Source organism: Bradyrhizobium sp. 76 (assembly GCF_023073025.1).
Lineage (GTDB): Bacteria > Pseudomonadota > Alphaproteobacteria > Rhizobiales > Xanthobacteraceae > Bradyrhizobium.
The window spans coordinates 32,898-57,004 of the sequence record NZ_JADPIS010000109.1; the positions used below are offsets into that span (position 1 = coordinate 32,898).

Consider the following 24,107-nt stretch of genomic DNA (forward strand, 5'->3'; position numbering starts at 1 on the left):
CGTTCGCCGTTTCGTGGCAAGAGTCCTCTGGCGAGGCCCCCTTTGGGGTCGTATAGGTGGCCAAAGGATGCCGCCTTTGGCGGCAGATCGAGCGAGACCCATTCGAGCGAGACAAATGCCCGACGCCGCGTTGCCGATCCAAGCTTCGCCCGAGGCCGACATCCTGTCGGCGCTGGGGACGCGCTCGATCGTGCTCGTCGGCATGATGGGGGTGGGCAAATCCACCATCGGCCGCCGCATGGCTCTCCGGCTCAAGCTGCCCTTCGTCGATGCCGACACCGAGATCGAGGCCGCGGCCGGCATGACCATACCGGAAATCTTCGAGCGTCATGGCGAGCCGCATTTCCGTGACGGCGAAGCCCGCGTGATCGCGCGTCTGCTCGACGGCGGCCCCATCGTCCTGGCGACCGGCGGCGGCGCCTTCATGCGCGAGGAGACGCGGAGCCGTATCGCGGCAAAGGCGATCTCGATCTGGCTCAAGGCCGATCATGACGTCATCATGCGCCGCGTGCGCCGGCGCGCCGACCGTCCGCTGCTCCAGACCGCCGATCCCGAAGGAACCGTGACGCGCCTGCTCACCGAGCGCGAGCCGGTCTACGGCCATGCCGACCTCACCATCGCCTCGCGCGACGTGCCGCACGACAAGATCGTTGAGGAGACCATCGAGACGCTACGCGCGCATCTTTGCGGCGAACGGGCGTCCCCGCCACCAGCCGACGTCGCGAGTGCCGCACGATGACCGCGCCTTTGAAACATTCCGATCCCGTCAACGTCGAGGTCGCGCTGGAGAATCGCGCCTATGACATCGTCATCGGCCGCGGCGTGCTGGCTTCGCTCGGCGAACGCGTCGCGGGCCTGCGCCCCGGCGTGCGCACCGCGATCGTGACGGATCGTACCGTCGCGAAATACTGGCTCGAACCCGCCGAGGCTTCGCTCGCAGCCAGCGGCATTGCGACATCGCGCATCGTCGTCGAGGAAGGCGAGATCTCGAAGACCTATGCCGGTCTCGAAAAGGTCAGCGAAGCCCTGATCGCCGCGAAGATCGAGCGCAACGATCTCGTCATTGCGCTCGGCGGCGGCGTGGTCGGCGATCTCGCCGGCTTTGCGGCGGCGATCCTGCGCCGCGGCGTCGATTTCGTGCAGGTGCCGACCTCGCTGCTGGCGCAGGTCGATTCTTCCGTCGGCGGCAAGACCGGCATCAACTCGCCGCAGGGCAAGAATCTGCTCGGCGCCTTCCACCAGCCGGTGCTGGTGATTGCCGACACCGCCGTGCTCGACACGCTGTCGCCCCGGCAGTTCCGCGCCGGCTATGCCGAGGTCGCCAAATACGGCGTGCTCGGCGACGAGGCCTTCTTCGCCTGGCTCGAGAAGAACCATTCCGACATCTCCAAAGGCGGTTCGGCGCGCGAGCATGCGATCGCGACCTCCTGCCGCGCCAAGGCCGGCGTGGTCTCGCGCGACGAGCGCGAGACCGGGGAGCGCGCGCTGCTCAATCTCGGCCATACGTTCGGCCATGCGCTGGAAGCCGCGACCGGCTTCTCCGACCGCCTGTTTCACGGCGAGGGCGTTTCGATCGGCATGACGCTGGCGGCGCAGTTTTCGGCGAAGCTCGGCATGATCGGCGAAGCGGATGCGACGCGCGTCGAGCGTCACCTCGTTGAGGCAGGCCTGCCGACGCGCTTGCAGGACATCGCGGGCTTCGCGCAGGAGGGGCTTGCCGATGCCGACGCGCTGATGGCGCTGATGGCGCAGGACAAGAAGGTCGTGCGCGGCAAGCTCACCTTCATCCTGCTGGAGGCTGTGGGACGCGCCGTCGTCGCGAAGAACGTCGAACCGGCTCCGGTGCGCGACTTCCTCAAGGACAAGCTCGCCCACAAGGCGTGACACGCGGTTGAACGGCGCTAAAGCGTTTTCGAGCGAAGTGGGTACCGGTTCGCGTCAAGAAAACGCGTCAAAACAAGAAACCAGAGTGGTTCATGGATTGGCTCGGATTCACCATCGTCATTCTCTGCCTGCTCGTCTCCGGCTTCTTCGCCGCGAGCGAGACCGCACTGACCGGCGCCTCGCGCGCCAGCATGCTGCGGCTCTCCAAGCAGGGTAATCGCGACGCCGACGTGGTCTCGCAGCTGCTCGACATGCGCGAGCGCCTGATCGGCGCGCTGCTGCTCGGCAACAACATCGCCAATATCAGTGCATCCGCCCTGGCCACCAGCATCTTCACGGCCTGGTTCGGCGACGTCGGCGTGCTCTATGCCACCGGCTTGATGACCGCGCTGGTCGTGATCTTCGCCGAGGTGCTGCCCAAAACCATTGCGATCAACGCGCCTGATCGCATGGCGCTGGCGGTGGCACGCCCGATGCGGCTGACGATGTACGTGCTGGGGCCGCTGCTGCGGATCGTGGAAGTCATCGTGCGGCTGTTGATGCGCCTGTTTGGCCTTGCCGGCGAGCACCAGGCGATCCTGTCGCCGACCGAGCGCCTCCGCGGCGCGGTCGACCTGCTGCACCATGAAGGCAAGTTCGAGAAGCACGACCGCGACATGCTCGGCGGGCTGCTCGATCTGCGCGAGCTCCAGGTCTCCGACGTCATGATCCATCGCACCGAGATGACGATGATCAACGCCGACCTGCCGCCGGAGGATCTGGTGCGCGAGGTGCTGGCGGCCGAATACACCCGCATTCCGCTGTGGCGCGAGAAGCCGGAAAACATCATCGGCGTGCTCCACGCCAAGGATTTGCTGCGCGCGATTCGCGCGGCCGACGGCGAGACCTCGCGCATCGACGTCTCCACCATCGCGCTGCCGCCGTGGTTCGTGCCGGAGATGCGGCCCGTCTCCGAGCAGCTCAAGGCGTTCCGCCGCCGCAAGACCCATTTTGCCCTGGTCGTCGACGAGTACGGCGAAGTGGAAGGTCTCGTGACGCTGGAAGACATTCTGGAAGAGATCGTCGGCGACATCTCCGACGAGCACGACGTCGTGGTCGCGGGCGTGCGCGCCCAGCCGGATGGCTCGGTCGTCGTCGACGGCTCGGTGCCGATCCGCGACCTCAACCGCGCCATGGACTGGCACCTGCCTGACGAAGAGGCAACGACGGTCGCCGGCCTCGTCATTCACGAGGCGCGCTCGATTCCCGACCGGGGCCAGAGTTTCACCTTTCACGGCTTCCGCTTCCGCGTCCTCCGCCGCGAACGCAACCGCATCACCGCACTCCGTATTTCACCGGTGCCGCGCGAGACGGAGATGGAGGAAGCCAAGCGGCGGCGGGCCGGGACGTCGTTTTGACGCGGTAGCTGTCATCGTCCGCGAAGGCGGACGATCCAGTACGCCGCAGCGGCTCGATTCTGGCCGCGCCGCCTCGGAGTACTGGATGCCCGCCTTCGCGGGCATGACAGCCGTATCGGCGAGCTAGCTCCCGCCTTCTCCCGGCGCTTGCGCGTGGATCGCCAGTGCGTGCACGCTGCCGGAGAGTTCCGCGGCGAGCGCCGAATTTATCATGCGGTGCCGATCAACCCGGCTCTTCCCTTTGAAGGCGGAAGACACAATATAAACGCGGAAGTGCGTCTCGCCGCTCGGCCGATGGCCGGCGTGGCCCTCATGCAAATGTGACTCGTCGACGACTTGCAGGCTTTCCGGCGTGAAAGCTTCCTGCAACTTGTTGCTGATAGTGTCTCTGATGGCCATCTGGGTCATTACGGTGCGAGATCGCTCTCCGTATTGCATAGGCCGCCTCTGGCGGTCGTTCAAGGACGCCTCAGCATAGTTTCGGCTATGCTTTTCAGCTAATTGCAATGTCAAGACTTGAAGGTTTTTGCATTGCGTAGTCAAAGTCAGCCATGCCGATCGATTCATCAAAGTTCTTCGACTCCATCCGGATCAAGCCGAAAGGCAAGCAGCCGGAAGTGAAGCCGCGCGACGCCGTGGTCAATTGCGAATGGACCGGGTGTCAGAACAAGGGCGCGCATCGTGCGCCCAAGGGTCGCGACAATCAGCGTGAGTACTGGCACTTCTGCCTGAATCATGTGCGCGAGTACAACCAGAACTACAATTTCTTCTCCGGCATGAATGCCGACGCTGTCGCGCGCTATCAGAAAGATGCGCTGACCGGTCATCGTCCGACCTGGAAGATGGGCGCCAATGGCGGCGTCAAGAAAGGCGCCGAGGCCGAGATCGACGGTGCCTTCGATCCGTTCAGCATGTTCCAGGAGCTCAACGGCCGCACCGGCTGGCGCGCCGGCCCGCAGGCCGCGCCCAAAGCCGAGACGCGCAAGATCATGAACGCCGAGCGCAAGGCGCTCCAGGTGATGGGCCTCGGCCCCCAGTCCACCCTCGCTGACGTCAAGTCCAAGTACAAGGCGCTGGTGAAGCAGCACCACCCCGACGCCAACGGCGGCGACCGCTCCACCGAGGATCGCCTGATCGAAATCATCAAGGCGTATAATTATCTGAAGACCGTGGTGCGCGAGGCATAGGCCTCTAGCCAAATTCTCCGCTGTCGTCCCGGCGAAGGCCGGGACCCATAACCCCAGGGAGAAGTTTGGCGAAGACTCGCAGTGAACAGGTCTTCACGCGGTACTGACATCTCTATTTACCGATAGATCACACGGTATGGGTCCCGGCCTTCGCCGGGACGACGGTGGAGCGATTGGCCCCGCCGTCATGCTCCCGCTATACGCCACTAGCCTCACGCCTTCGGCATCGCCCCCACATATGACGAGCTCGGCCGGATCAGCCGCCCCGTCCGCTGCTGCTCGCGCGCATGCGCCGTCCAGCCGGCTGCGCGCGCCACCGCGAAGATCGGCGTGAAGGCCTGCCTCGGAATCGCCAGCGCATCGAGCAGGATCGCGGTGAAGAACTCCACATTGGTCTCCAGCGGCCGCTCCGGATTCTTCTTGCGCAAGGCTGCGCGGATATAGGCTTCGACCTCGCCGGCAAAGGGCAGGTCGGCGCCGTCCGAGGCCAGCGCCTCGATCGCGGTCTTGAGCACGTCGGCGCGCGGATCGCGCACGCGATAGACGCGGTGACCAAAACCCATGATCCGCTCGCCGCGGGCGAGTGCCGCGTCCACCCAGGGCTGGATGCGCTCGCGCGAGCCGATGGCGTCGAGCATTTCCAGCACCGGCTCCGGCGCGCCGCCATGCAGCGGACCCGTCAGCGCGCAATAGCCGGCGGTGACGGCGGCGAATAGATCAGCCTGCGTCGAGGCCACCACGCGCGCGGTGAAGGTCGAGGCGTTCATGCCGTGGTCGCTGGCGGTGACGAGATAGGCGTCCAGCGCCGTGACCTCGCGTGGTTCGGACGCGCGTCCGTGCAGCATGCGAAGCGTATCGGCGGCGTGGCTCGCGTTCGGATCGGGCGCCACGGGATCGAGACCCCTAGCGCGGCGGACGAGCCCGCCCGCAATTACCGGGAATGCGCCTACGATCGTCGCCTCATGGGCTAGGTCGTGCTCGGCGCGAAGTCCCGCGACCGCCGCGCGAAACCCGTCGACGATGCCCATGCCGCGCGTTGCCGGCAGCAGTTCATCCAGCCGCGCGAAGGCGCGCTCGCGTGCCGCGCCGAGGCTCGCGCGCACATTGGCTTCGCTCAGCGTGGTCGTGCTGGCGCCGTTCCAGAGCCGGGCGGTGACGCCCTCAAAGCTCGACTGACTCGCCAATCGGCCGACATGCTCGCCGGCGATGATCAACTCGCCGCGCTCGCCGTCGACATGGCTCAGCACGGTTTCGGCCGCGGGAACGCCGTCCAGCCCGATCTGGCTTTTGGTGAGGTGGATGTTCATGGCCCAAATCTCCTTTGCACCAGCCAAAGGTCGGGCCTCTCGACAGATTGATCAATCTTGATTATATAAATCAATATGAAAAATTCCGAGGGGCTTTACCTCTCCGCCCGGGAAGCCGCCGCCGAGCTCGCGATCTCGCCGGCCACGCTCTACGCCTATGTCAGCCGCGGCCTGGTCCGCTCCGAGCCGACGCCGGACTCGCGCAAGAACCGCTATCGCGCCGAGGACGTCCGGGCCCTGAAGGAGCGGCGGGTGCCGTCGCCGGAGCCGCGCGGCCTGCGCAGCTTCGATGCCGATCTGCCGGTCATGGACACGGAAATCTCCACCATCACCGAGGAGGGCGCGATCTATCGCGGTGTCAATTGCGTCGATCTCGCCGAGCACGACACGCTGGAGCACACGGCCACGCTTCTGTGGGACGTCTCCGGCGTCGATCCGTTCGCGCCGGATAATCAGCCTGCGATGTCCGATGAGATGCGCCTGATCGCGCAGGCCGCGCGTCGCGCCGCGCCGATCGATCGTGCCATTGCCGTGCTGGCGCTCGCGTCGAGCGCCGATCCCCGCGCGTTCACGCGTGCACCGGATGGCCGCGCCATGGTCGGTGCGCGCATCGTCCGGCTCCTGGTCGCGACCATGCTCAACACGGAGCCGTCCGCCGAGCCGCTACACCAGCAGATCGCGAGGGCCTGGGCGCCCGACAACAAGCACGCGGCCGATCTCATACGTCGCGCGCTGGTTCTGCTCGCCGAGCATGAGTTGAACGCGTCCACCTTCACCGCGCGCTGCGCGGCCTCCACCGGCCTCAATCTTTATGATTCCGTCATCGCCGGCCTCGCCGCGCTGAAGGGACCGAAGCACGGCGGCGCCGGCGTGCTCGCCTCGCAGCTTGTCAAGGCGCTGGTGGATCGTGACGTCGAGCCGTTGGTCCGCGAACGCGTCGCGCTCGGCGAACGCTTTGCCGGCTTCGGTCACGGCGTCTACAAGCGGGGCGATCGGCGCGCGCAGTCGCTCCTGAATGCCCTGGCCCGCGCCGGCGCGCCGCGCAAATTCACCAAGGAAGTGCCCGAGCGGATCGCGGAGGCGACCGGCGAGCTCGTCAACATCGACTACGCGCTCGCGGTGCTCGTGCACGCGCTGCGCTTGCCCCCAGGCAGCGAGCTCGCCTTGTTCGCGATGGCCCGCAGCGTCGGCTGGATCGCTCATGCGAGCGAGCAATTACAGCACGGCAAGCTGATCAGGCCGCGGGCAAGGTATGTCGGGCCTGCGCCGGGGCGGAGGGCGGGGGTTGCGGATTCCAAAGGATGATCAAGAAACCTCATGGTGAGGAGCGCGGAACGCGTCTCGAACCATGCAGGCCCCGCTGTCGCCCGCGGCCATCCTTCGAGACGCCCGTCGTTGGCAGGTCCTCAGGATGAGGGTGGTGTGCTTGGATAGATCACCCTCGCGGCTTCGCCACCGCGACGCCGCCGCCATTCCGGCGGCGATAGATCCAGACCGCCAGGCCCAGAACGATCGCGACGCCGATCACGGTCAGGATCCAGATGTGCTTGCCGACATGTCCATGGTGGTGCAGCCCGGCATATTCGTGCAGCACTGAGACCGCCAAAACACCCGGCAGCACATGCGCCGGCGCCCAGACCAGGATCGCCGGGATGTTGATGGCATAGAAGCGGGCCGGGGGCATGCCCAGCGCGCCCGCGGTGACCGGGACGAAGGCACGGATCGGCGGCACGAAGCGGGCGAAGAACACCGCCCAGGTGCCGAAGCGGTGGAAGAAATTCTCGCTCTGCTCGACCACGCGCGGATAATTGGTCAACGGCCAGGTGTTGAGGATCTCCCGTTGCTGCCGGTGGCCGATCCAGTAGGCCGAACCGTCGCCGAGCACTGCGCCGAGGGCTGCCGCCAGCAACACCCATTGCAGCCTAAGCTCGCCGCCCGGGACCAGGGCGCTTAGCGCCAGGATGATGGTCGAGCCGGGGATCACAGACCCCACCACCGGAACCGCCTCCAGCAGGGCCGCCAGGAACAGGGTCAGATAGGCCAGCCACGCATGGGCCGAGACGAATGAAATGAGGGGATCGAGAAAGGACGTCACGTCGTCTCTGTGGTGGGATTGGGCCTCGGGGTTCGGGCCCTGCATTCGGACCCTACATAAGTAACAAGCGGCGGTAAAAGTGCCACCCGCGTGGGCAGGACCGCGCCCTTGGCATGAAATTCAGGCGTGATTCGCAGGGCAGCCTTCCAAAAATCGCGTTCCTTGCCTATCTAAATGAAAAGACAACGGAACTTTGATTGAGGGGCGGGCTTCTGCCCGCACGTTGTCTCTGATAGGTTCGCGATCGCACCCAGCCGCAGCCAACGTGCAATAACTGGTCTCGGGATCGCCCGGGACCTCGGAGGATTGATGACGACCGCCGCGATGTCCAAAGTTGAGGAAGTTTCCGGTTTGCCCGACATGAAGGTGTCGGTGCGCCAGGTGTTCGGGATCGACAGCGATCTCGAAGTCCCCGCTTATTCCGAAGTCGATCCTCACGTCCCCGAAGTCGATTCCGATTACCGCTTCGATCGCGCCACCACGCTCGCAATTCTCGCCGGCTTCGCGCACAACCGCCGCGTCATGGTCACGGGCTATCACGGCACCGGCAAATCCACCCATATCGAACAGGTCGCCGCGCGACTGAACTGGCCCTGCGTGCGCGTCAACCTCGACAGCCACATCAGCCGTATCGACCTCGTCGGCAAGGACTCGATCGTGGTCCGCGACGGCAAGCAGGTCACTGAATTCCGCGACGGCATCCTGCCCTGGGCGCTCCAGCATAATGTCGCGCTGGTGTTCGACGAATACGACGCCGGCCGTCCGGACGTGATGTTCGTGATCCAGCGCGTTCTGGAAGTCTCCGGCCGGCTGACGCTGCTCGACCAGAACAAGGTGATCAAGCCGCACCCGGCATTCCGCATGTTCTCGACCGCAAACACCGTCGGTCTCGGTGACACCTCGGGCCTCTATCACGGCACCCAGCAGATCAACCAGGGCCAGATGGACCGCTGGTCGATCGTCACCACGCTGAACTATCTCAGCCATGACGAGGAAGTGGAGATCGTGCTGGCCAAGGCCAAGCACTATCGCACCACGGAGGGCCGCGACATCGTCAACAAGATGGTTCGCCTCGCCGACCTCACCCGTAACGCCTTCGCCAATGGCGATCTGTCGACGGTGATGAGCCCGCGCACGGTGATCACCTGGGCCGAGAACGCCGACATCTTCAGCGACATTGGTTTTGCGTTCCGGGTCACCTTCCTCAACAAATGTGACGAGCTCGAACGCCCCCTCGTCGCCGAGTTCTACCAGCGCTGCTTCAACGCGGAGCTGCCGGAATCGGCGGTGAACGTGGCGCTCAGCTGATCTCTCTCGGTGTGTGGTCCCGGCCGAGTGCGCAATTGCGCACAGGGGCCGGGACCCATGCCGCGAGGTCTCTCGGTGAAGCGACGCTGATAGTTTTCCCTGACGCAACAACCGTCGGTGGCTATGGATCCCGGTCTTCGCCGGGACGACGGTGAGATCGAGATGAGCACCACCTCCAACTCCAAGTTCCGCAACACCAAGGAAGCCCCGACCGAGCCGTTCAAGCGCTCGGTGGCCTCCTGCCTGAAGGCGATCGCCAAGGCGCCCGAGCTCGATGTCAGCTTCGCCGCCGAGCGTCCCGGGCTCGCGCCGGGCAAGGCGCGGCTGCCCGAACCCGCGCGAAAGATGACCAGGCGTGATGCCGCGATCGTGCGCGGCCACGCCGATTCCATCGCGCTCAAGCTCGCCTGTCATGATCCAAAGGTGCATCGCAAGCTGATGCCGGGCAATCCGCAGGCGCGCGGCGTGTTCGAGGCGGTGGAGCAGGCCCGTGTCGAGGCGATCGGCGCGCGGCGCATGGCGGGCGTTGCGAAAAACCTCACCGCGATGCTCGACGACCATTTCCATCGCGGCAAGTTCGACGAGATCACCGATCGCGCCGACGCGCCGCTCGCCGACGCGCTGGCGATGCTGGTGCGCGAACGCCTGACCGGCATGGCGCCGCCGACGGCCGCCAAGAAGATGGTCGATCTCTGGCGTCCCATCCTGGAAGACAAGATCGGCAGGCGGCTCGACCGGCTCGATACCGTGGTCGAGGACCAGACCAGGTTCGGCGATGCCGTGCATGATCTGCTGACGGCGCTCGAGATCGGTGACGAGCGCAGCGCCGACAGCGAAGACAATGACGAGAACGACGAGAACCAGGACGGCGACAACGATCAGTCCGGCGCCGAGGGCTCGCCCGATTCCGACGCTGCGCAGGAGATGAGCGCCGACCAGGCGCAGGCCTCGAGCGAGGAGATGAGCGAGAGCGCGATGGAAAGCGCGCAGGCCTCGACCTCCGATACCTTCGACGACGGCGAGCTCGGCGACGACGAGACGCCGGGCGAGGCGACGCGGCCGAATTCGCACGGCAAGAACGAGCCGCGCGGGCCGGAATATCACGCCTTCGCGCCGAAGTTCGACGAGGTCATCGCCGCCGAGGACCTCTGCGACCATGACGAGCTGGAGCGCCTTCGCGCCTATCTCGACAAGCAGCTCGCGCATCTGCAGGGCATCGTCGCCCGTCTCGCCAACCGCCTCCAGAGGCGCCTGATGGCGCAGCAGAACCGCGCCTGGGAGTTCGATCTCGAAGAGGGCATTCTCGATCCGGCGCGGCTGTCGCGCGTAGTGACCGATCCCTATCACCCGCTGTCCTTCATGCACGAGAAGGAGGCGACGTTCCGCGACACCGTGGTGACGCTGCTGCTCGACAATTCCGGCTCGATGCGCGGGCGCCCGATCACGGTCGCGGCGACCTGCGCCGACATCCTCGCCCGCACGCTGGAGCGCTGCGGCGTCAAGGTCGAGATTCTCGGCTTCACCACGCGTGCCTGGAAGGGCGGGCAATCGCGCGAGGCGTGGCTTGCCGCCGGCAAGCCGGCCAGTCCGGGCCGTCTCAACGATCTCCGCCACATCATCTACAAGTCGGCGGACGCCCCGTGGCGCCGTGCGCGAAAAAATCTCGGCCTGATGATGCGCGAGGGGCTGTTGAAGGAGAACATCGACGGCGAGGCGCTCGACTGGGCGCACAAGCGCCTGCTCGGCCGGCCCGAGCAGCGCAAGATCCTGATGATGATCTCGGACGGTGCGCCGGTCGACGATTCCACGCTGTCGGTCAATCCCGGCAACTACCTCGAGCGGCACCTGCGCCACATCATCGAGGAGATCGAGACCCGCTCGCCGGTCGAGCTGATCGCGATCGGCATCGGCCACGACGTGACGCGCTATTATCGCCGCGCGGTGACGATCGTGGACGCCGAAGAGCTCGGCGGCGCCATCACTGAAAAGCTCGCCGAACTGTTCAGCGAGACCAACACCGCGCCCACGCAACCGGCCGGCCGCCCGCGACGCAAACTGCATTCGTGAGCAAGCATCGATCCCGCCGCAGCTTTATCGGCCACGCGGCGGCGGGATTTTCCACTCTCGCACTGTCTCGCCTGGCGCAGGCGCAGCCCGCGCCGAAGCCGGCGCTTATCGAGCACGCCGTCGCCGCGCCCGTCGGCATCGAGGTCAACGCGCGGCCGATCCCCAATTTCGAGCCGCGCGACCGCGCGCGCACGCGGTTCGGTTCGCTGGACTATCGCGGCGGCCTGGTGCTGACCTCGCCGCATCGCGGCTTCGGCGGCCTGTCCGGCTTCCGCTTTCTCGACAGCAAAGGCGAGCGCTTCCTCGCGGTCTCCGACCAGGGCACCTGGTTCACCGGTCGCATCCGCTATTCCGGGCGGAGCATGACGGGTCTCGACGACGTCGTGGCCGCGCCGCTGCTCAATGCGGAGGGGCGGCCGATCACGGAGAAGCGGCTGTGGTACGACACCGAAGCGCTCGCGCGCGACGGCGACCTCGTCTATGTCGGGCTCGAGCGCGTCAACCAGATCATGCGGTTCGATTTTTCGAAGGGCGGCACAAGCGCCCGCGGCGAGGTGCTGCCGACGCCGCCGGCGGTGCGCAAGCTGCCCTACAACAAGGGGCTCGAGGCGCTGGTGTTTGTCCCCAGGGACCTACCAAAGGGGCAGCCGCTCGCGGGGACCTTGATCGCGCTGTCGGAGGGCGGCTTCGATGCCGACGGCAATCTGATCGGCTTCTTGATCGGCGGCCCGACGCCGGGCCAGTTCAGCATTCGCCGCACCGACCAGCAGCTCATCAGCGACGCCGTGCTGCTGCCCTCGGGCGATCTCCTGATCCTCGAACGCAAATTCTCCTGGTTCACCGGCGTCGACATCCGCATCCGTGCGATCCCCCTGAAATCGATCGCGCCGGGCGCATTGGTCGACGGCCCTGTGCTGTTCAAGGCCGATCTCGGCCACGAGATCGACAACATGGAAGGCATCGACGCCCACGTCACGGCCGACGGCGAGACCGTGCTGACGCTGGTGTCCGACGATAATTTCTCGATGCTCCAGCGCACCCTGCTGCTGCAGTTCGCGCTGGTGGAGTAGGGCGGCGGCCGCAATGCATGACGCTACGGGCGGCCATTCCCCCGGCGCGGCTGGCAATCCGCGTTTCCCTCACTACACTCCCCTGCATCGCCCTCCCTCCCTTTCGGAACTCCCCCGCATGAGCGCCCTGTTTTCTCCGATCAAGCTGCGCGGCCTGAATTTGAAGAACCGCGTCGTGGTGTCGCCGATGTGCCAATATTCGGCCGAGGACGGCGTTCCCACCGACTGGCACTTCACCCACATCAATAATCTCAGCCTGTCGGGCGCGGCGATGTTCTGCATCGAGGCGACCCATGTCGAGGCGATCGGCCGCATCACGCCGGGCTGCCTCGGGCTCTACAGCGATGCCGCCGAGGCCGCGCTGAAGCAGATCCTCGCCTCGGTGCGGAAACATTCTTCCACCGCGATCGCGATGCAGCTCGCGCATGCGGGCCGCAAAGCCTCGAGCGCGCGGCCCTGGGACGGCGGCCAGCTGATCCCGCAGGACGCGGGCGGCTGGCAGACCGTGGCGCCGTCGGGGCTGCCGCACAAGGAGGGCGAAGCCGCGCCGCTGGCGCTCGATGCCGCCGGCCTCAAGCGGATCCGCGACGCCTTCGTGGAGTCGGCGAAGCGCGCCGACCGCATCGGCATCGATGCGATCGAGCTGCACGGCGCGCACGGCTACCTCCTGCATCAATTCCTGTCGCCGATCTCGAACAAGCGCACCGACGAATATGGCGGCTCGCTCGAGAACCGCATGCGCTTCCCTCTGGAGGTCTACGACGCGGTGCGCGCGGTGTTCCCGCACGACAAGCCGGTCGGCATGCGGGTGTCGTCGACCGACTGGGTCGAGGGCGGCTGGGACCTGGCGCAGACGATTGAGTTCGCCAACGCGCTGAAGGCGCGCGGTGTCGACTGGATCGATGCCTCCTCCGGCGGCGTCTCGCCGCTGCAGAAGATCGCGCTTGGCCCCGGCTACCAGGTGCAGTTTGCAGAGGCCATCAAGCGCGAGACGGGTTTGCCCACCATCGCCGTCGGCCTGATCACCGAGCCGAAGCAGGCCGAAGAGATCGTCGCATCCGGAAAGGCCGACATGGTCGCGCTCGCCCGCGGCTTGCTCTACGACCCGCGCTGGGGCTGGCACGCCGCAGCCGAGCTCGGCGGCGAGGTCGAAGCGCCGCCTCAATTCTGGCGCTCGCAGCCCTCGACCCAGAAGGCGCTGTTCGGCAAGACCACGTTCGGGGCGCGGTGAGGGGGCGAATTCGCGGCCCCAATTACGGTGTCGTCCCGGCCTAGTGCGCAATTGCGCACTAGGCCGGGACGACGGGGAGAGGGAGGCAGCACCCCGCCTCACGCATCCGTAAACCCTCTCAGCTTCCACCCCCGCCAAATCTGGCCTAACCTCGCGCGCGTCCAACTCCTCGCGGAGGCCCGCCATGCGGTTTCGTGTTCGAAAGGCTGCCCACGTCATCGAGCGCGTGGGGCTTGCGATGGCGGGCGCGGCGTGCGGGCTGTTCGTCGGCGCTTACGTGGGATCGGCAATTCCCGCGCTCACCACCGAGGGCTTCCTGCTGCTGATGATGGTGCTGGGCTTCGTCGGCTTCTATCTCGGCATCGACACGCCGCAATTGCCTTTCGACGAGGCCCACGGCGACATCGACGCCGCGGAGCTTTTGAGCTCCGCCGGCACGCTCTGCGCCACGCTCACCGCGCTCGCCTCCGTCGCCATCATCGTGCTCCGCCTCGAACCGCACATCGTGTGGAGCTGGTTCGCCCTGTTCGGCTGGATCGCCGGCGTGGCGATGCAGATCGTCGCGGGCGCGAAGGCGCGGATGCGGAAGTAGCGGCGCCCGTCTTAAAACACTACGCCCACCTTCGTGCCGCGCTTCCACGCGACGCGGCAGCGCTTCTTGGTGTTGACGTGCAGCAACTCGAAGCGGTCCGGAATCTTCACCTGGCCGCCGAGATCGACGCAGGCGCCGCCGGGCGAATAGTCGATCAGCGTGCAGGGGATCACCGGCGCGCGCGGGTCGGTGATGATCTTGGCCTGGCGGGACACCAGGCCTGCGGGTTTGACGCGGGCATGTCGTCGCGGATGCATTGGCACTCTCCTCCAATTTCCGCGGATGGCGCGGGTGGTCAGGGCACCATGATGAACGAGAGGTGATTCGATCCGGCTAAAGCGGGGGCGATAATTTTAATGAATATTGGTGGTAGCCTGGTGGGGTGGGGCGGGGCCTGCTTCGCAGGCACGACAGGGATGGTGTCGTGCGACGCTGCCTCAACCATCGTCATTGCGAGCGCAGCGAAGCAATCCAGACTGCCTCTGCGGAAAGATTCTGGATTGCTTCGCTGCGCTCGCAATGACGAGTGGGCTCACCCCACCACGATCTCCCCCGCCTCGGCCGCCATGCCCACATGGGGCGGCAGCGGCAGCGGCATCGGCACCGTCACATAATCCTTCGGCAGATTCACCGGCCGATAGCCCGGCTCCACCGCCATCCGCTTCACCACGCTCTCATGCACATGCGCGCCTTCGGGGATGGGGCGCGGTTCGCAATCGGGGATGTAGAGCCCGAGAAACACTTTCCGTTCCGGCCATTCCTTGTAGGTCGCGCTCTTCGGCAGATACTCCAGCACGCGCCACACCGCCGTCATCGAATTGTGCAGCTCGCCCGTCTTGCCGGTGTAAGCCGGCGGCACGTATTGGAACGGCGAGTTCGTGCGCTGGATGCCCCAGGCGAGCTGGTTCACCGTGCGCGGGTTGAAGTTCAGCCCGGCCTTGGTGGCCTCCTCGATCATCCAGAGCAGCGGATATTTGGACTCGCCGCTCTCGGCTTCCGGATAACCGCCACCGACGTCGCAATGCACGCCGGCGAACCACACCTGCAGGATATCCTGCGGCTCCTTCTTCTCGTCGGGCACATAGCGGTTGCGCCAATAATCCTGCGGCTCCTCATAGGCCTTGAGGCGGAACATGCGGCGCTGCTCGTCGATCGCGATCGCCTGGCGAAAGATGTTGACGCTCGGATTGCGCAGCGTGAAGGCGAGCTCCTCCAGGCTGAAGACGAGGAAGAAGACGTCGCGCCGCGGCACGATAACGCTCGCCACCGTGTCCCAGACGCCGATGAAGTGGATGGTCGGCCAGCGCGTCGAGGTGATCCGCGCGAACTGCGCGGCGAGGTCGAATTGGTCTTTCGGCAGCGGTCCCTGTTCGTCGACAGCGATGTCCTTGAGGTCCTCGACATCGTTGCCGCGCCCGGTGCCGGAATATTGCTTGTAGGCGACGAGGCCACTGCCTGCGAGGTTGGCCTGCTCCGGCGAGATCAGGCCGATCTTGTGGATCAGCCCCGCCAGCACGCGAACCGTATAGGCGCCGCGCGAGAAGCCGAACAGATAGATCCTGTCGCCCGGTGCGTAATGCTGGACCAGGAAGCAATAGGCCGACAGCGTGTTGTCATCGAGCCCGTAGCCGGTGGCGAGCCCCAGCACCAGATTGACGTTGGCTTTCCAGCGGTGCCACGTCGACGGCTCCGTCACGGTGCCGACCCCGGGATCGTAGAACACCATCTGCCGCGGCCGCGTCTTGTCGGTCTTGCGCAGGCAGCGATAGAGCTTCAGGACGTTGGAGATGTTCTCCGAGATCTCGTTGCCGGTGCCGTCACAGCAGATGACGAGGTTCTTCGGCTCGGATGTGTGGTCGGCGTTGCGCTCGTGATCCACAGGATGCCCCTCCCGCTGATGCTACCCGGGCGAGTATAGCGGAAAAGGGTGCGGAGAGGGAGATGGTGCTTCTTCCCCTCTCCCCTTGCGGGAGAGGGTGGATCGCCGCGAAGCGGCGAGACGGGTGAGGGGTCTCTCTCCGCGCGCGAATCTCCCGCGTCGGAGCTCCGCGGAGACAGACCCCTCATCCGGCGCCATAGCCGATGCGAAGCATCGGCGTTTTCAAGAACGGCGGCCGAAGACCGCCTACGCCACCTTCTCCCGCAAGGGGAGAAGGGAAAACAGCGCCCGCTACTTCTTCTTCTGACCGATCTCCGGCTGCCACGCCGCATCCTTGCGGCTCGGCGCTGCGGCGCTGGTCTTGATCTTGTCCTTCTTCGGCTTCTTGGTCTCGCGGTTGCTGCGTTGCTGTCCCTTGGCCATGACGTCGTCTCCTCCTGGGTTTCGAGTTCGTCCGCGTGCGAGATCGGCGCTGCAATGGTCGCTGGCGGGCTACGAGATACAACTGCCCGAGCCATTGAAGATCGCCGCCGCGCACACGAGGCGCGAAAGATGCAGCGCAACATCGACGCGCGGCAATTGCGTGAGCTGCGCTGACGTGGTCCAGCGTACGCCCGCGCCATGCCGATTGCGAGGACTAAAACGCCGCGCGCGAGCGCCGCGATTGCGCCTTAAGTCCCGGCCCGCGCTGACATAATGCTGGCTATTGCCGCGCAAGAAGCGCATGCTTCGCCACAGCTGGCGTCGGTTCGGGGCCCCTTCTTTGCGAAAGGCAGGCGCGCATGACCATCCGCTCGCGGCGAGAAACCATCACCTTCAAGCATCCATTCCACATCCGCGGCCTCGATCGCGAATTGCCGGCCGGCGCCTATGAGGTCATCACCGACGAGGAGATGATCGAGGGCCTGTCGTTCGCGTCCTATCGCCGCGTCGCCACCATGATCACGGTGCCCTCCGAAGGCGTGCGCGGTGCGACGGAGATGCTGTCGATCGGCTCGGTCGACCTGGCGGATGCCCAACGTATCGACGCGAGTGCCTGAAATGACTGATATCCCGGTCGATCTCGACAGCCATCGCGGCATGGCCGCCCAGAAGGCAACCGATCTGCGCCGCGCGCTGGCCGATGTCGAGGCCCAGGTCAGGGAGCTGCGCGAGCGAGAGGCCGATCTCGAAAACCGCATGATGTCGGTGCCGGCCGCGTCCTGGCCGGAGGCCGCCGTGAAGGCCCGCCATCTGCTCAACCTCTATGCCGCGAGCCTGCCCGCCGAGGACACCCGCCACCGCGCGCTGGTGACCGCGCTGTTCGACGATTTCGCAAGACTCAACGGGGACACCTGAAGGCAGGCCACTCAGGCGTCGTCCCGACCGAGGGCGCAATGGCGCCCGGGGGCCGGGACCCATAACCACCGAAGCGCATTGTTGTGCACCCTTGTGCCACATCGTGCTTCGATAACGCTGATCCTCGTCCCCCGTGCGCGATTGCCACAAGGCCGGCACGACACGCGGACGCAAAAGGAGTACCCCATGACACTCACCACCAGCCGCTTCATCGCCCACGACCAGGACCGCGGCATCGTCCAGTTCTCGATGCAGGACGGCGCGAAGGAGATCGCCTGCGCGATCTCGACCTCCGCCATGGACGACCTCGAGCGCGGGCCGCGCGCCCGGCCGAGCGAGCGCGAAGAGCAGTTCACGCGCCTGCGCGAACGCATCGAAGCCTGCACCGGACGCAAATATCAGGCGACGGAGTTCGAAGGCACGCCGCCGGGGATCGTGCTGCGGAGCATTGATTTTCGGGGGTAGGAGAGAGATCGACGCTGACGAACGCCATCCGCTAGGGCGATGTTTTGCCCGTCGTGGGTAAGCAGCGAAAGACCGCCAAACTTCAGACGTTCTTGCCGATCTCGTCGCCGATACATCACGTCAGACAATAAGCCTTGGGTTTAGTCTTTGTGCTGGAGGTATGTCACTTCTCGATGATTCTACCGGTGTGAGTACACCCGGCTATCAATGCCATAACCCTAGTGGCTAGCCATATGCGTCGCCTGTAAGCAACAAGGCTGAAATCTCCGGACGCGACGCTAGCAAGGAATCGATGTTGGCAACGTATCGTCTTGGCTCCGCGTAAGGGATAGCCACGCTGGATACTCGATCTGCAGAGATCATCTTCATCTCAAAGCACGCAAGCGCGCTTCCAATGGTCATCAACTTGCTCGCCAAGGGCGTGACAACTAAGCGACAGCCTCCGACTATCTTTAGCGTGTTTCTATACCGTTCCATAGCTCCAAGTAGTTGCCTATACATTTGGAAAGGATGGGCCTCGTTAGCGTACATGATGTTCGATAACGGCGTTTCGCGTCGTGCAAACAATATGCTGTCATACTCGACCAATAGCATATCGCCCCTCCTTGGATTCTTCGATGGATAAGGCAATACGGGACATATTTCCGCGTCAGACGGAATGACTTCTTCAATTTTGCGAACCTGAGCTAGGCGATTCTCACCAAGAATTGGTAACCACACCAGCGGTAAATCTCGTAGAGCCTCCGATTGCAACGCTTCGGAATACCCAGGGATCAAGACAAGGTCGTTGCTTGGATCCTCAGAACTTATAAGGCTGTCGAGCGCGGCGTCTTCGCCCACGAGCACTTGAAGCGAGGTGCCGTTCGCGGCTAGCTCGGATCCGTCCTTGCAGGTAGGCAATAATTTTGCAAGGAGGCTGAGTAGAACGGTGAGATATGCGATACGAGGTAGAGAGCTCACATCAAGGACAATATCTGTTTGGCTGTCCACAAACCTTAGAACGTCGTCAGCTACTTGTCTCAAGCCAATCGTCGCGCTGACTTCATCTTCTCCTACGGAGGATCGACCGAAAGTTATCGAATGGCAGCTCCCGATTTCTGAAAAACATTCTTCCAGCTCGGACTTGTTTTTTCTAGTTTGGGCCTTCAATTCCTCGGACATCTGATAGCTCGAAAAGCTAATTAAAAGAAGTTGAGCATTCTGAACCTCACACCCCGATTCGCGAACTCTTTCGACATACTTGGACATCACAATAGCTGCCCTAGCGTCAAAGCCGGCGCCCGAGATATAGAGTAGGTTGAACTTCCTGCTGCTCTTCTTTCGGTCCGCGAGAATTTGATCCCAAAGATCTTCCACTTCAGGTCCTCGCCTAAACACATAGTTTTTCCAGATCATCTAGGCGACCTCTAAACCGAGACCACGTGAAGGCTGCAGGCCAAACTCCATCCATTCAACTAAGGCCTGAGCTGATGTGTCTTGCCATCCTCCATATTGGAGCGGCAGGTCGTAGTGCGCACAGAGCGTTCTGTTTAGGTAAAAGACTGTGCCCCCTTCACGAGATGTGCTCGCGCTGCTCTCGCGCGGTACGAGAAGATTCTCGGCAACGCATTCAAACAAGACTTGGCGGAGTGTACCAAAAAGGAAATCTGAAGAATCTGGAGTTCGTTTGAGTCTGGAAATCTCGCTATTGGAGAGGCGAACGCCCGTGACGCCCGGCGCGTAAGGGGCATTGATGGAATAAGTTTTCTCTCGGCAAAAGACGCCAATAGCGTCAAGGAGCCGTTGAGCTAAAGTGCCCTCGCTGTGGCTTTGTGGAATGAAATCTCTCTTCTTGCTCGCAGCGTCTCGTAGCCTCTTTTCTTGCTCCCGAGGTTGCAATTGAGGCTGAGTCTGGCGTCGCAAAACTTGCTTGGCTTTCATGCCCTCGTACAGGGCAGCCGCCAAGTTGAGAAGTTCCTCAGGATTGTTCGTTGCCATGGCGCAGAGTCGGTCTATGCCGTAATAGTAGGGAAGCTTGACTTCTCGGTGAACGAATATTTCGGCGGCGGATTGCACTGAAGAGCTGTCGCGCTCGTCTAGTTCATCTTCTGACAAGGGGACCAATTCGAAGGAAAGTTGCTTATTGGCTTCGTCCCGTGCCACTAAAATCCGCGTAATGTAGAGATCCGTCAAAGCTTGTGGGTTGATTGAGCTCGGTCGTTGCGAAGCTCTTGCAAGCCATTCCCTATAGCGGAGGTTGTCACGCAAGCGACTCATGTTCGACTCGAAAATCGCTTTGGCCTGCGCGTAGGCTTCTTCAATCTCCGACGAATTAAGGTTGTCCGATAGATACTGAGCAAATGAGCCGGCGGGCACAGTCGTTTGCTGGGCGAATCTTCGATCAAGAATGTTTTGTGCGAAGACCGCGAACTGTTGACCACTTCGTCCTCCCCAAAGTTCTTCCAAGGGATAGTCGCGTATGTCACGACCTTCGCGCGCTCCTTGGGATAGAAACGAATCGATGAACGCTATGCTCCTGCTCGCAACCCAGATCGGAATGGACGGTCTGATGTTTACCAGTTCATCCAACAAGAGTGTGCGTTGGCTCTTCCGCAGCTTCTGTGTATCGTCGATCATTAACAGGCGCTTTGGCGCAATTGTTCTTCCATTATGGGTGAACTGAACTGCCTGGAGCCACAAGACGGCTTCAAAGCGAACCTGGGACGGGGTTCTGATGTTGGGCGACGAAATTATCGAATCTAGCAAGCTGTAGATCTCGCGCTCGCGCTGCTCTGCCCAAGCGATCATTTCAAGCGCGGTATCATGGAGTGGGATTGAACTAAGTTCGTTCGCGGGGGGCTGATATTCGAGGCGGATGTCCTGCAAGACATCGCTGGCGACTCCCTCGATGAGATCAGGTAAGCTACGCAGAGTTCTCAAAACAATGCGGGTGTCGAGTAGTGCTCGAAACATGCCTTCTTTGACAGAGGAGACGCCAGGTGGAATATCTGCATAACCTGCGGCGCAGGAGAGATAGACACCAAGCAGTTGAGGCCCTCTTTCTTCGTCTAGGACTCCCCACTCAATCAGTTGGCGATAAGACTCGGCTTGCGTGGGTCGCGCATGCCAAAAGGCTCTCAGCGCGTTTGGAGTGAATGCTCTTAGAATCGTAGTCTTCCCGCCCCCCGGCGGACTTCTGAAAACGTGGACTGCTCCCTCTAGACAATCCTCCTCCAGCTTCTCGAGGACTTTGGGGGAAAAAAGATGCACGAACTCCTGATCCGAGGTTGTTCGCTCGGACATTCGCTCTAGAAAGGGGTTTGCGCGATATGCCATTAGGTTTGCCGATGGCGGCTTACTCTGGGAAATAATCCAAAGAATTGGTAGTCTTCGGGACCCCAGAGAGCATAGACTGAATTGTTTGGCGTATTGTGTGACAAGACTAAAGGAAGCGAGCAGTTAGCGAACCCGAGTCGCGCGCTCTCTGTCCCTCCGACGGAGATGTGCCGATCCGACGCTCTGTCGTCATAGTATTTCGATTTCGAAAGCATGCTCATTAAAGCTGGGTCCGTTGATGGGGAAAGAGCGATACTCTTTTCAATAGGGCAAAGGACGTGAAGCTTTAGCGGCTTGAACCCTTGTTCAGACGTGAAACGTTCGGACCAATATTCGATATGATCAATTGCTTGGCGGGTCGCGACGTATAGTAGTAGATACACTTCGTAATAATTAGGATCTATCAGGTCGCCGCTATAGATGCGTTCGTAGATTTTTTTGATTTTGCCCTTGAATCGTCTGTCTTTGGTGTCGAAGCGAATATAGGTATTGCCGCTTCCGGAGAAGTCATCCACTAGCCAAATCAAACTGAAACGCGGTGGGATATGGGCGCCGGGACGAAAGACCGAGGATGATTTTAAGGAGGCCTTTAGTTCCTCCAACATATCTTCGGCTTTGGCTTCTCCCAATTCGTATGCTTGCCAGATCTGTTCGTTGCTAATCGCTCCGTTACTGGCACGACGTAGATCATTGGTGTGCGCTCCGTCACTCAGCCATCGCCGCCAACGCCGGTGTTGGTGCAGCTAGAATCCAATCGCGAACGGCCGGCTTCAGAGCCTTGCCTGCTTGATAAGCGTGTTCAGCGGTTGGGTATGTCTTCCCGTCGAATTCTATCTCGCAACGAAACAAGTTGCTGAAAATTCCATAGGGACGTTCGTTGGCCCGATAAAACTTTATCGGTTCTTCGTTCGTAGTCGATGTGACCTTCGATTTCTTTCTAGCAGACAGGCTTCGCACTTCGAATCTCTACTCAGCTATGAATTTACAACTATACAGCAGCGATCGAGGCGACGGAGGGCAGGCTTCTGAGATACTCGTAGATGTTGTGGATACCGCAACCGGCATTTTTTGGAGCTGACGCAGCTGAAGTGTAGCGGTCCAAAACAAAAACGGCCGGATCTTCCGATCCGGCCGTCTCGCAAACTCAATCCGGCTAAGCCTACGTCACGCGACGCAAGCCTCCGCCCAATCCTGAAATTCTTAGCTCGCCTTCTTCGCCGGCGCGGGCGTCGGGCCGACCTTCTTCTGGATGGCGCGCTTCAGCTCGAGGGCGCGCGGCGACAGCAGGTCGGCCTTGACCTTGAGCAGATAGGGATCGAGGCCGCCATTGTGGTCGACGCTCTTGATCGCGTTGGTGGAGACGCGCAGGCGCACGTTGCGGCCCAGCGCCTCGCTGATGAAGGTCACGTTGACCAGGTTCGGCAGGAAGCGGCGCTTGGTCTTGATGTTGGAGTGGCTGACCGTGTGGCCGACCTGGGGGCCCTTGGCCGTCAATTCGCAGCGGCGAGACATGGTAAAATCCTCAATCTTTCCCAACGATGTGCGGCCGCCATTCGGGGCGCCACGGGCAAATTCTCTGTCCTTGCAGGGAGCGGGCGGACGTATAAGGGGGAAGGGGCGGGACGTCAAGGTTTTGGGGCGTCTGGCACGCCAGTTTCGCGCCCGGCACTCGGTGTCATCGCCCGCCTTGCGCACTCGCGCGCCGGGGCGGGCGATCCAGTACTCCGAGCCGGTGCGGCTGACCAGAGGGGCCGCGGCGTACTGGATGCCCCGCTTTCGCGGGGCATGACAGTGGTGGAGGTGGCGGGGTGAGGTGCGCGCTTCTGACCCGTCTGGATCACTAAAACGGCAATGATTATCGCGTCTTACCATCACATAAAGGGCGTATTCGCGCCCGAAGAGTCCGGTGGAGTTCCGGACGCGGATAGGCCCGGATGCATTGCTTGGCGCGGTTTTTGGCTTAAGTAACAACCGTTCGCGCCCCGATTGGATTGTTTCGTGCTCACAACGCCACATCTTGCGCCAAGCCTGCGCGCAACGGAGCTGCGCCCGAAAGAGCTGCGCTCAGCGGAGCGGCGCGCAAGGAATCCGCGCGCAAATCATCCGCGCTCTGCCGGACGCTGGGTCATGGCGGCCCTTGGCGGACTGGTTTTGGCGTGGGCGGCGGAGCCCGCGGCGGCGCAAGGCAAGCTCGAGGCGCAATATGAGGCGACGCTGGCCGGCATTCCTGTCGGCAAGGGCGCCTGGAATATCGAGATCCAGGACGACGTGTTCGCGGCCGCGGCCTCCGGCGGCACCTCGGGGCTGCTGAAATCCTTCGCGGGCGGGTCGGGCACCGGCGCCTCGCAGGGCCGCGTGGTCAACGGCGCGCTGGTCGCGACCGGCTATCAGGCTTCCACCACCACCTCGAAGAAGACCGAAGAGATCCGCATCACGCTCGACAAGGGCAATGTGAAGGATTTTGCCATCGTGCCGGAGCCGCCGGTCGATCCCGACCGCATCGTCGTCACCGATGCGCATCGCCGCGGCGTCTGGGACCCGATGACGGCCTCGCTGGTGCGCGTATCCGGCACCGGCGACGTGCTGTCGGCGGACGCCTGCCACGGCAGCGCCGCCGTGTTCGACGGCCGCATGCGCTACGAGCTCAAGCTCGATTTCAAGCGCATGGAAAACGTCAAGGCGGAGAAGGGCTATCACGGCCAGGTCGTGGTCTGCTCGCTCTATTTCGTCCCCATCGCCGGCTACATCCCCGACCGTCCCGTGATCAAATATCTCGCCGCCCAGCGCAACATCGAGGTCGCGTTCGCGCCGATCGCGGGAACGCGCATCCTGGTCCCGTTCTGGCTGAAGGTGCCGACGCCGCTCGGGCCGGCCATGCTGGAAGCGACGTCCTTCATCACCAGCGCGCAGCCGCCCAAGGTCGCGAAGACGCAGTAGGCCGGCTCCCCGCGCTGACCCCATTTTGGCAAAAA

24 protein-coding genes are annotated in these 24,107 nt (G+C 63.2%); 14 read left to right on the plus strand and 10 right to left on the minus strand.

What is annotated here, in order from left to right; all coding sequences use genetic code 11:
• Positions 1–115: 115 nt before the first annotated feature.
• The 3 genes from IVB48_RS29900 to IVB48_RS29910 all read left to right on the plus strand — a co-directional run bounded on the left by IVB48_RS29900 (position 116) and on the right by IVB48_RS29910 (position 3,281).
• Positions 116–739, plus strand: coding sequence for a shikimate kinase (locus tag IVB48_RS29900; RefSeq protein WP_247363073.1), 624 nt, complete (start codon positions 116–118; stop codon positions 737–739).
• A complete protein-coding gene (gene aroB / locus IVB48_RS29905) occupies positions 736–1,884 on the plus strand; it encodes a 3-dehydroquinate synthase (protein ID WP_247405733.1) in 1,149 nt (382 codons plus the stop codon). Before IVB48_RS29900 ends, aroB begins: the two co-directional genes overlap by 4 nt.
• A 92-nt stretch (positions 1,885–1,976) precedes the next feature.
• Positions 1,977–3,281 (plus strand): HlyC/CorC family transporter, encoded by a 1,305-nt coding sequence (locus IVB48_RS29910; RefSeq protein ID WP_007599226.1) that lies wholly within the window; start codon positions 1,977–1,979, stop codon positions 3,279–3,281.
• 123 nt (positions 3,282–3,404) lie between these two features.
• Here IVB48_RS29910 and IVB48_RS29915 read toward each other — a convergent pair whose 3' ends face one another.
• Complete coding sequence (locus IVB48_RS29915; protein WP_026232423.1) at positions 3,405–3,680, minus strand: BolA family protein; 276 nt, start codon at positions 3,678–3,680, stop codon at positions 3,405–3,407.
• 152 nt (positions 3,681–3,832) lie between these two features.
• On the opposite strand from IVB48_RS29915, the gene IVB48_RS29920 reads away from it, so the two are divergent.
• Positions 3,833–4,468, plus strand: coding sequence for a DnaJ domain-containing protein (locus IVB48_RS29920; RefSeq protein ID WP_247405736.1), 636 nt, complete (start codon positions 3,833–3,835; stop codon positions 4,466–4,468).
• Positions 4,469–4,680: 212 nt separating this feature from the next.
• Here the strand turns inward: IVB48_RS29920 and IVB48_RS29925 are convergent, their stop codons facing one another.
• Positions 4,681–5,775: a citrate synthase/methylcitrate synthase gene (locus tag IVB48_RS29925; protein WP_247405740.1), complete on the minus strand. Its 1,095-nt coding sequence runs from the start codon at positions 5,773–5,775 to the stop codon at positions 4,681–4,683.
• Positions 5,776–5,850: 75 nt separating this feature from the next.
• On the opposite strand from IVB48_RS29925, the gene IVB48_RS29930 reads away from it, so the two are divergent.
• The gene (locus IVB48_RS29930) at positions 5,851–7,080 is read left to right on the plus strand and encodes a citrate synthase family protein (protein WP_247405743.1); all 1,230 of its coding nucleotides are present in this window, start codon (positions 5,851–5,853) and stop codon (positions 7,078–7,080) included.
• A gap of 130 nt (positions 7,081–7,210) precedes the next feature.
• Here the strand turns inward: IVB48_RS29930 and IVB48_RS29935 are convergent, their stop codons facing one another.
• Positions 7,211–7,870 (minus strand): DedA family protein, encoded by a 660-nt coding sequence (locus tag IVB48_RS29935; protein ID WP_027567981.1) that lies wholly within the window; start codon positions 7,868–7,870, stop codon positions 7,211–7,213.
• Positions 7,871–8,179: 309 nt separating this feature from the next.
• On the opposite strand from IVB48_RS29935, the gene cobS reads away from it, so the two are divergent.
• The 5 genes from cobS to IVB48_RS29960 all read left to right on the plus strand — a co-directional run bounded on the left by cobS (position 8,180) and on the right by IVB48_RS29960 (position 14,138).
• Positions 8,180–9,178, plus strand: coding sequence for a cobaltochelatase subunit CobS (gene cobS / locus IVB48_RS29940; RefSeq protein ID WP_007599232.1), 999 nt, complete (start codon positions 8,180–8,182; stop codon positions 9,176–9,178).
• A gap of 162 nt (positions 9,179–9,340) precedes the next feature.
• Positions 9,341–11,245 (plus strand): cobaltochelatase subunit CobT, encoded by a 1,905-nt coding sequence (cobT, locus tag IVB48_RS29945; RefSeq protein ID WP_027567980.1) that lies wholly within the window; start codon positions 9,341–9,343, stop codon positions 11,243–11,245.
• Positions 11,242–12,315 (plus strand): esterase-like activity of phytase family protein, encoded by a 1,074-nt coding sequence (locus IVB48_RS29950; protein WP_247405746.1) that lies wholly within the window; start codon positions 11,242–11,244, stop codon positions 12,313–12,315. Before cobT ends, IVB48_RS29950 begins: the two co-directional genes overlap by 4 nt.
• A gap of 118 nt (positions 12,316–12,433) precedes the next feature.
• A complete protein-coding gene (locus tag IVB48_RS29955; protein ID WP_247405749.1) occupies positions 12,434–13,546 on the plus strand; it encodes an NADH:flavin oxidoreductase/NADH oxidase in 1,113 nt (370 codons plus the stop codon).
• Between the two features lie 184 nt (positions 13,547–13,730).
• Positions 13,731–14,138: a hypothetical protein gene (locus IVB48_RS29960; protein WP_247405752.1), complete on the plus strand. Its 408-nt coding sequence runs from the start codon at positions 13,731–13,733 to the stop codon at positions 14,136–14,138.
• A gap of 11 nt (positions 14,139–14,149) precedes the next feature.
• On the opposite strand, the gene IVB48_RS29965 is transcribed toward IVB48_RS29960, so the two are convergent.
• The 3 genes from IVB48_RS29965 to IVB48_RS41215 all read right to left on the minus strand — a co-directional run bounded on the left by IVB48_RS29965 (position 14,150) and on the right by IVB48_RS41215 (position 16,440).
• Positions 14,150–14,395, minus strand: coding sequence for a PilZ domain-containing protein (locus IVB48_RS29965; protein ID WP_007599245.1), 246 nt, complete (start codon positions 14,393–14,395; stop codon positions 14,150–14,152).
• 275 nt (positions 14,396–14,670) lie between these two features.
• A complete protein-coding gene (locus IVB48_RS29970) occupies positions 14,671–16,017 on the minus strand; it encodes a DUF2235 domain-containing protein (RefSeq protein WP_247405755.1) in 1,347 nt (448 codons plus the stop codon).
• Between the two features lie 291 nt (positions 16,018–16,308).
• Positions 16,309–16,440 carry a hypothetical protein gene (locus IVB48_RS41215; protein WP_007599247.1) on the minus strand — a complete coding sequence of 44 codons (132 nt, stop codon included), beginning with the start codon at positions 16,438–16,440 and terminating at the stop codon, positions 16,309–16,311.
• 359 nt (positions 16,441–16,799) lie between these two features.
• Between IVB48_RS41215 and IVB48_RS29975 the strand changes: the two genes are divergently transcribed.
• From IVB48_RS29975 to IVB48_RS29985, 3 genes are all read left to right on the plus strand, one after another.
• The gene (locus IVB48_RS29975) at positions 16,800–17,057 is read left to right on the plus strand and encodes a hypothetical protein (protein WP_027567974.1); all 258 of its coding nucleotides are present in this window, start codon (positions 16,800–16,802) and stop codon (positions 17,055–17,057) included.
• A 1-nt stretch (position 17,058) separates the two neighbouring features.
• Entirely contained in the window at positions 17,059–17,355 is a 297-nt protein-coding gene (locus IVB48_RS29980; RefSeq protein WP_247405758.1) for a hypothetical protein, read from the plus strand.
• Between the two features lie 186 nt (positions 17,356–17,541).
• On the plus strand, positions 17,542–17,820 hold the full coding sequence (locus IVB48_RS29985) for a DUF1488 family protein (RefSeq protein WP_085351675.1): 279 nt from the start codon (positions 17,542–17,544) through the stop codon (positions 17,818–17,820).
• A gap of 225 nt (positions 17,821–18,045) precedes the next feature.
• Here IVB48_RS29985 and IVB48_RS29990 read toward each other — a convergent pair whose 3' ends face one another.
• From IVB48_RS29990 to rpmB, 4 genes are all read right to left on the minus strand, one after another.
• A complete protein-coding gene (locus tag IVB48_RS29990) occupies positions 18,046–19,215 on the minus strand; it encodes a hypothetical protein (protein WP_247405762.1) in 1,170 nt (389 codons plus the stop codon).
• A complete protein-coding gene (locus IVB48_RS29995; RefSeq protein WP_247405764.1) occupies positions 19,216–21,135 on the minus strand; it encodes a hypothetical protein in 1,920 nt (639 codons plus the stop codon).
• Entirely contained in the window at positions 21,135–21,764 is a 630-nt protein-coding gene (locus tag IVB48_RS30000) for a hypothetical protein (RefSeq protein WP_247405767.1), read from the minus strand. The genes IVB48_RS29995 and IVB48_RS30000 overlap by 1 nt, the downstream gene beginning before the upstream one ends.
• A gap of 571 nt (positions 21,765–22,335) precedes the next feature.
• Positions 22,336–22,647, minus strand: a complete 312-nt coding sequence (gene rpmB, locus IVB48_RS30005) for a 50S ribosomal protein L28 (RefSeq protein WP_027567969.1) — start codon at positions 22,645–22,647, stop codon at positions 22,336–22,338.
• A gap of 615 nt (positions 22,648–23,262) precedes the next feature.
• On the opposite strand from rpmB, the gene IVB48_RS30010 reads away from it, so the two are divergent.
• Positions 23,263–24,072 carry a DUF3108 domain-containing protein gene (locus tag IVB48_RS30010; protein ID WP_247405770.1) on the plus strand — a complete coding sequence of 270 codons (810 nt, stop codon included), beginning with the start codon at positions 23,263–23,265 and terminating at the stop codon, positions 24,070–24,072.
• Positions 24,073–24,107 lie beyond the last annotated feature (35 nt).

What these genes read in the sequence shown, in the direction of transcription:
- IVB48_RS30010 (WP_247405770.1), top strand. Translation starts at nt 23,263, where the DNA reads ATGGCGGCCCTTGGCGGACTGGTTTTGGCGTGGGCGGCGGAGCCCGCG.
- IVB48_RS29920 (WP_247405736.1), top strand. Translation starts at nt 3,833, where the DNA reads ATGCCGATCGATTCATCAAAGTTCTTCGACTCCATCCGGATCAAGCCG.
- IVB48_RS29975 (WP_027567974.1), top strand. Translation starts at nt 16,800, where the DNA reads ATGACCATCCGCTCGCGGCGAGAAACCATCACCTTCAAGCATCCATTC.
- IVB48_RS29900 (WP_247363073.1), top strand. Translation starts at nt 116, where the DNA reads ATGCCCGACGCCGCGTTGCCGATCCAAGCTTCGCCCGAGGCCGACATC.
- IVB48_RS29910 (WP_007599226.1), top strand. Translation starts at nt 1,977, where the DNA reads ATGGATTGGCTCGGATTCACCATCGTCATTCTCTGCCTGCTCGTCTCC.
- IVB48_RS29985 (WP_085351675.1), top strand. Translation starts at nt 17,542, where the DNA reads ATGACACTCACCACCAGCCGCTTCATCGCCCACGACCAGGACCGCGGC.
- cobS (WP_007599232.1), top strand. Translation starts at nt 8,180, where the DNA reads ATGACGACCGCCGCGATGTCCAAAGTTGAGGAAGTTTCCGGTTTGCCC.
- IVB48_RS29955 (WP_247405749.1), top strand. Translation starts at nt 12,434, where the DNA reads ATGAGCGCCCTGTTTTCTCCGATCAAGCTGCGCGGCCTGAATTTGAAG.
- IVB48_RS29980 (WP_247405758.1), top strand. Translation starts at nt 17,059, where the DNA reads ATGACTGATATCCCGGTCGATCTCGACAGCCATCGCGGCATGGCCGCC.
- rpmB (WP_027567969.1), bottom strand. Translation starts at nt 22,647, where the DNA reads ATGTCTCGCCGCTGCGAATTGACGGCCAAGGGCCCCCAGGTCGGCCAC.
- IVB48_RS29925 (WP_247405740.1), bottom strand. Translation starts at nt 5,775, where the DNA reads ATGAACATCCACCTCACCAAAAGCCAGATCGGGCTGGACGGCGTTCCC.
- aroB (WP_247405733.1), top strand. Translation starts at nt 736, where the DNA reads ATGACCGCGCCTTTGAAACATTCCGATCCCGTCAACGTCGAGGTCGCG.
- IVB48_RS29965 (WP_007599245.1), bottom strand. Translation starts at nt 14,395, where the DNA reads ATGCATCCGCGACGACATGCCCGCGTCAAACCCGCAGGCCTGGTGTCC.
- IVB48_RS41215 (WP_007599247.1), bottom strand. Translation starts at nt 16,440, where the DNA reads ATGGCCAAGGGACAGCAACGCAGCAACCGCGAGACCAAGAAGCCGAAG.
- IVB48_RS29915 (WP_026232423.1), bottom strand. Translation starts at nt 3,680, where the DNA reads ATGGCCATCAGAGACACTATCAGCAACAAGTTGCAGGAAGCTTTCACG.
- IVB48_RS29990 (WP_247405762.1), bottom strand. Translation starts at nt 19,215, where the DNA reads ATGATCTGGAAAAACTATGTGTTTAGGCGAGGACCTGAAGTGGAAGAT.
- IVB48_RS29995 (WP_247405764.1), bottom strand. Translation starts at nt 21,135, where the DNA reads ATGGCATATCGCGCAAACCCCTTTCTAGAGCGAATGTCCGAGCGAACA.
- IVB48_RS29930 (WP_247405743.1), top strand. Translation starts at nt 5,851, where the DNA reads ATGAAAAATTCCGAGGGGCTTTACCTCTCCGCCCGGGAAGCCGCCGCC.
- IVB48_RS29960 (WP_247405752.1), top strand. Translation starts at nt 13,731, where the DNA reads ATGCGGTTTCGTGTTCGAAAGGCTGCCCACGTCATCGAGCGCGTGGGG.
- cobT (WP_027567980.1), top strand. Translation starts at nt 9,341, where the DNA reads ATGAGCACCACCTCCAACTCCAAGTTCCGCAACACCAAGGAAGCCCCG.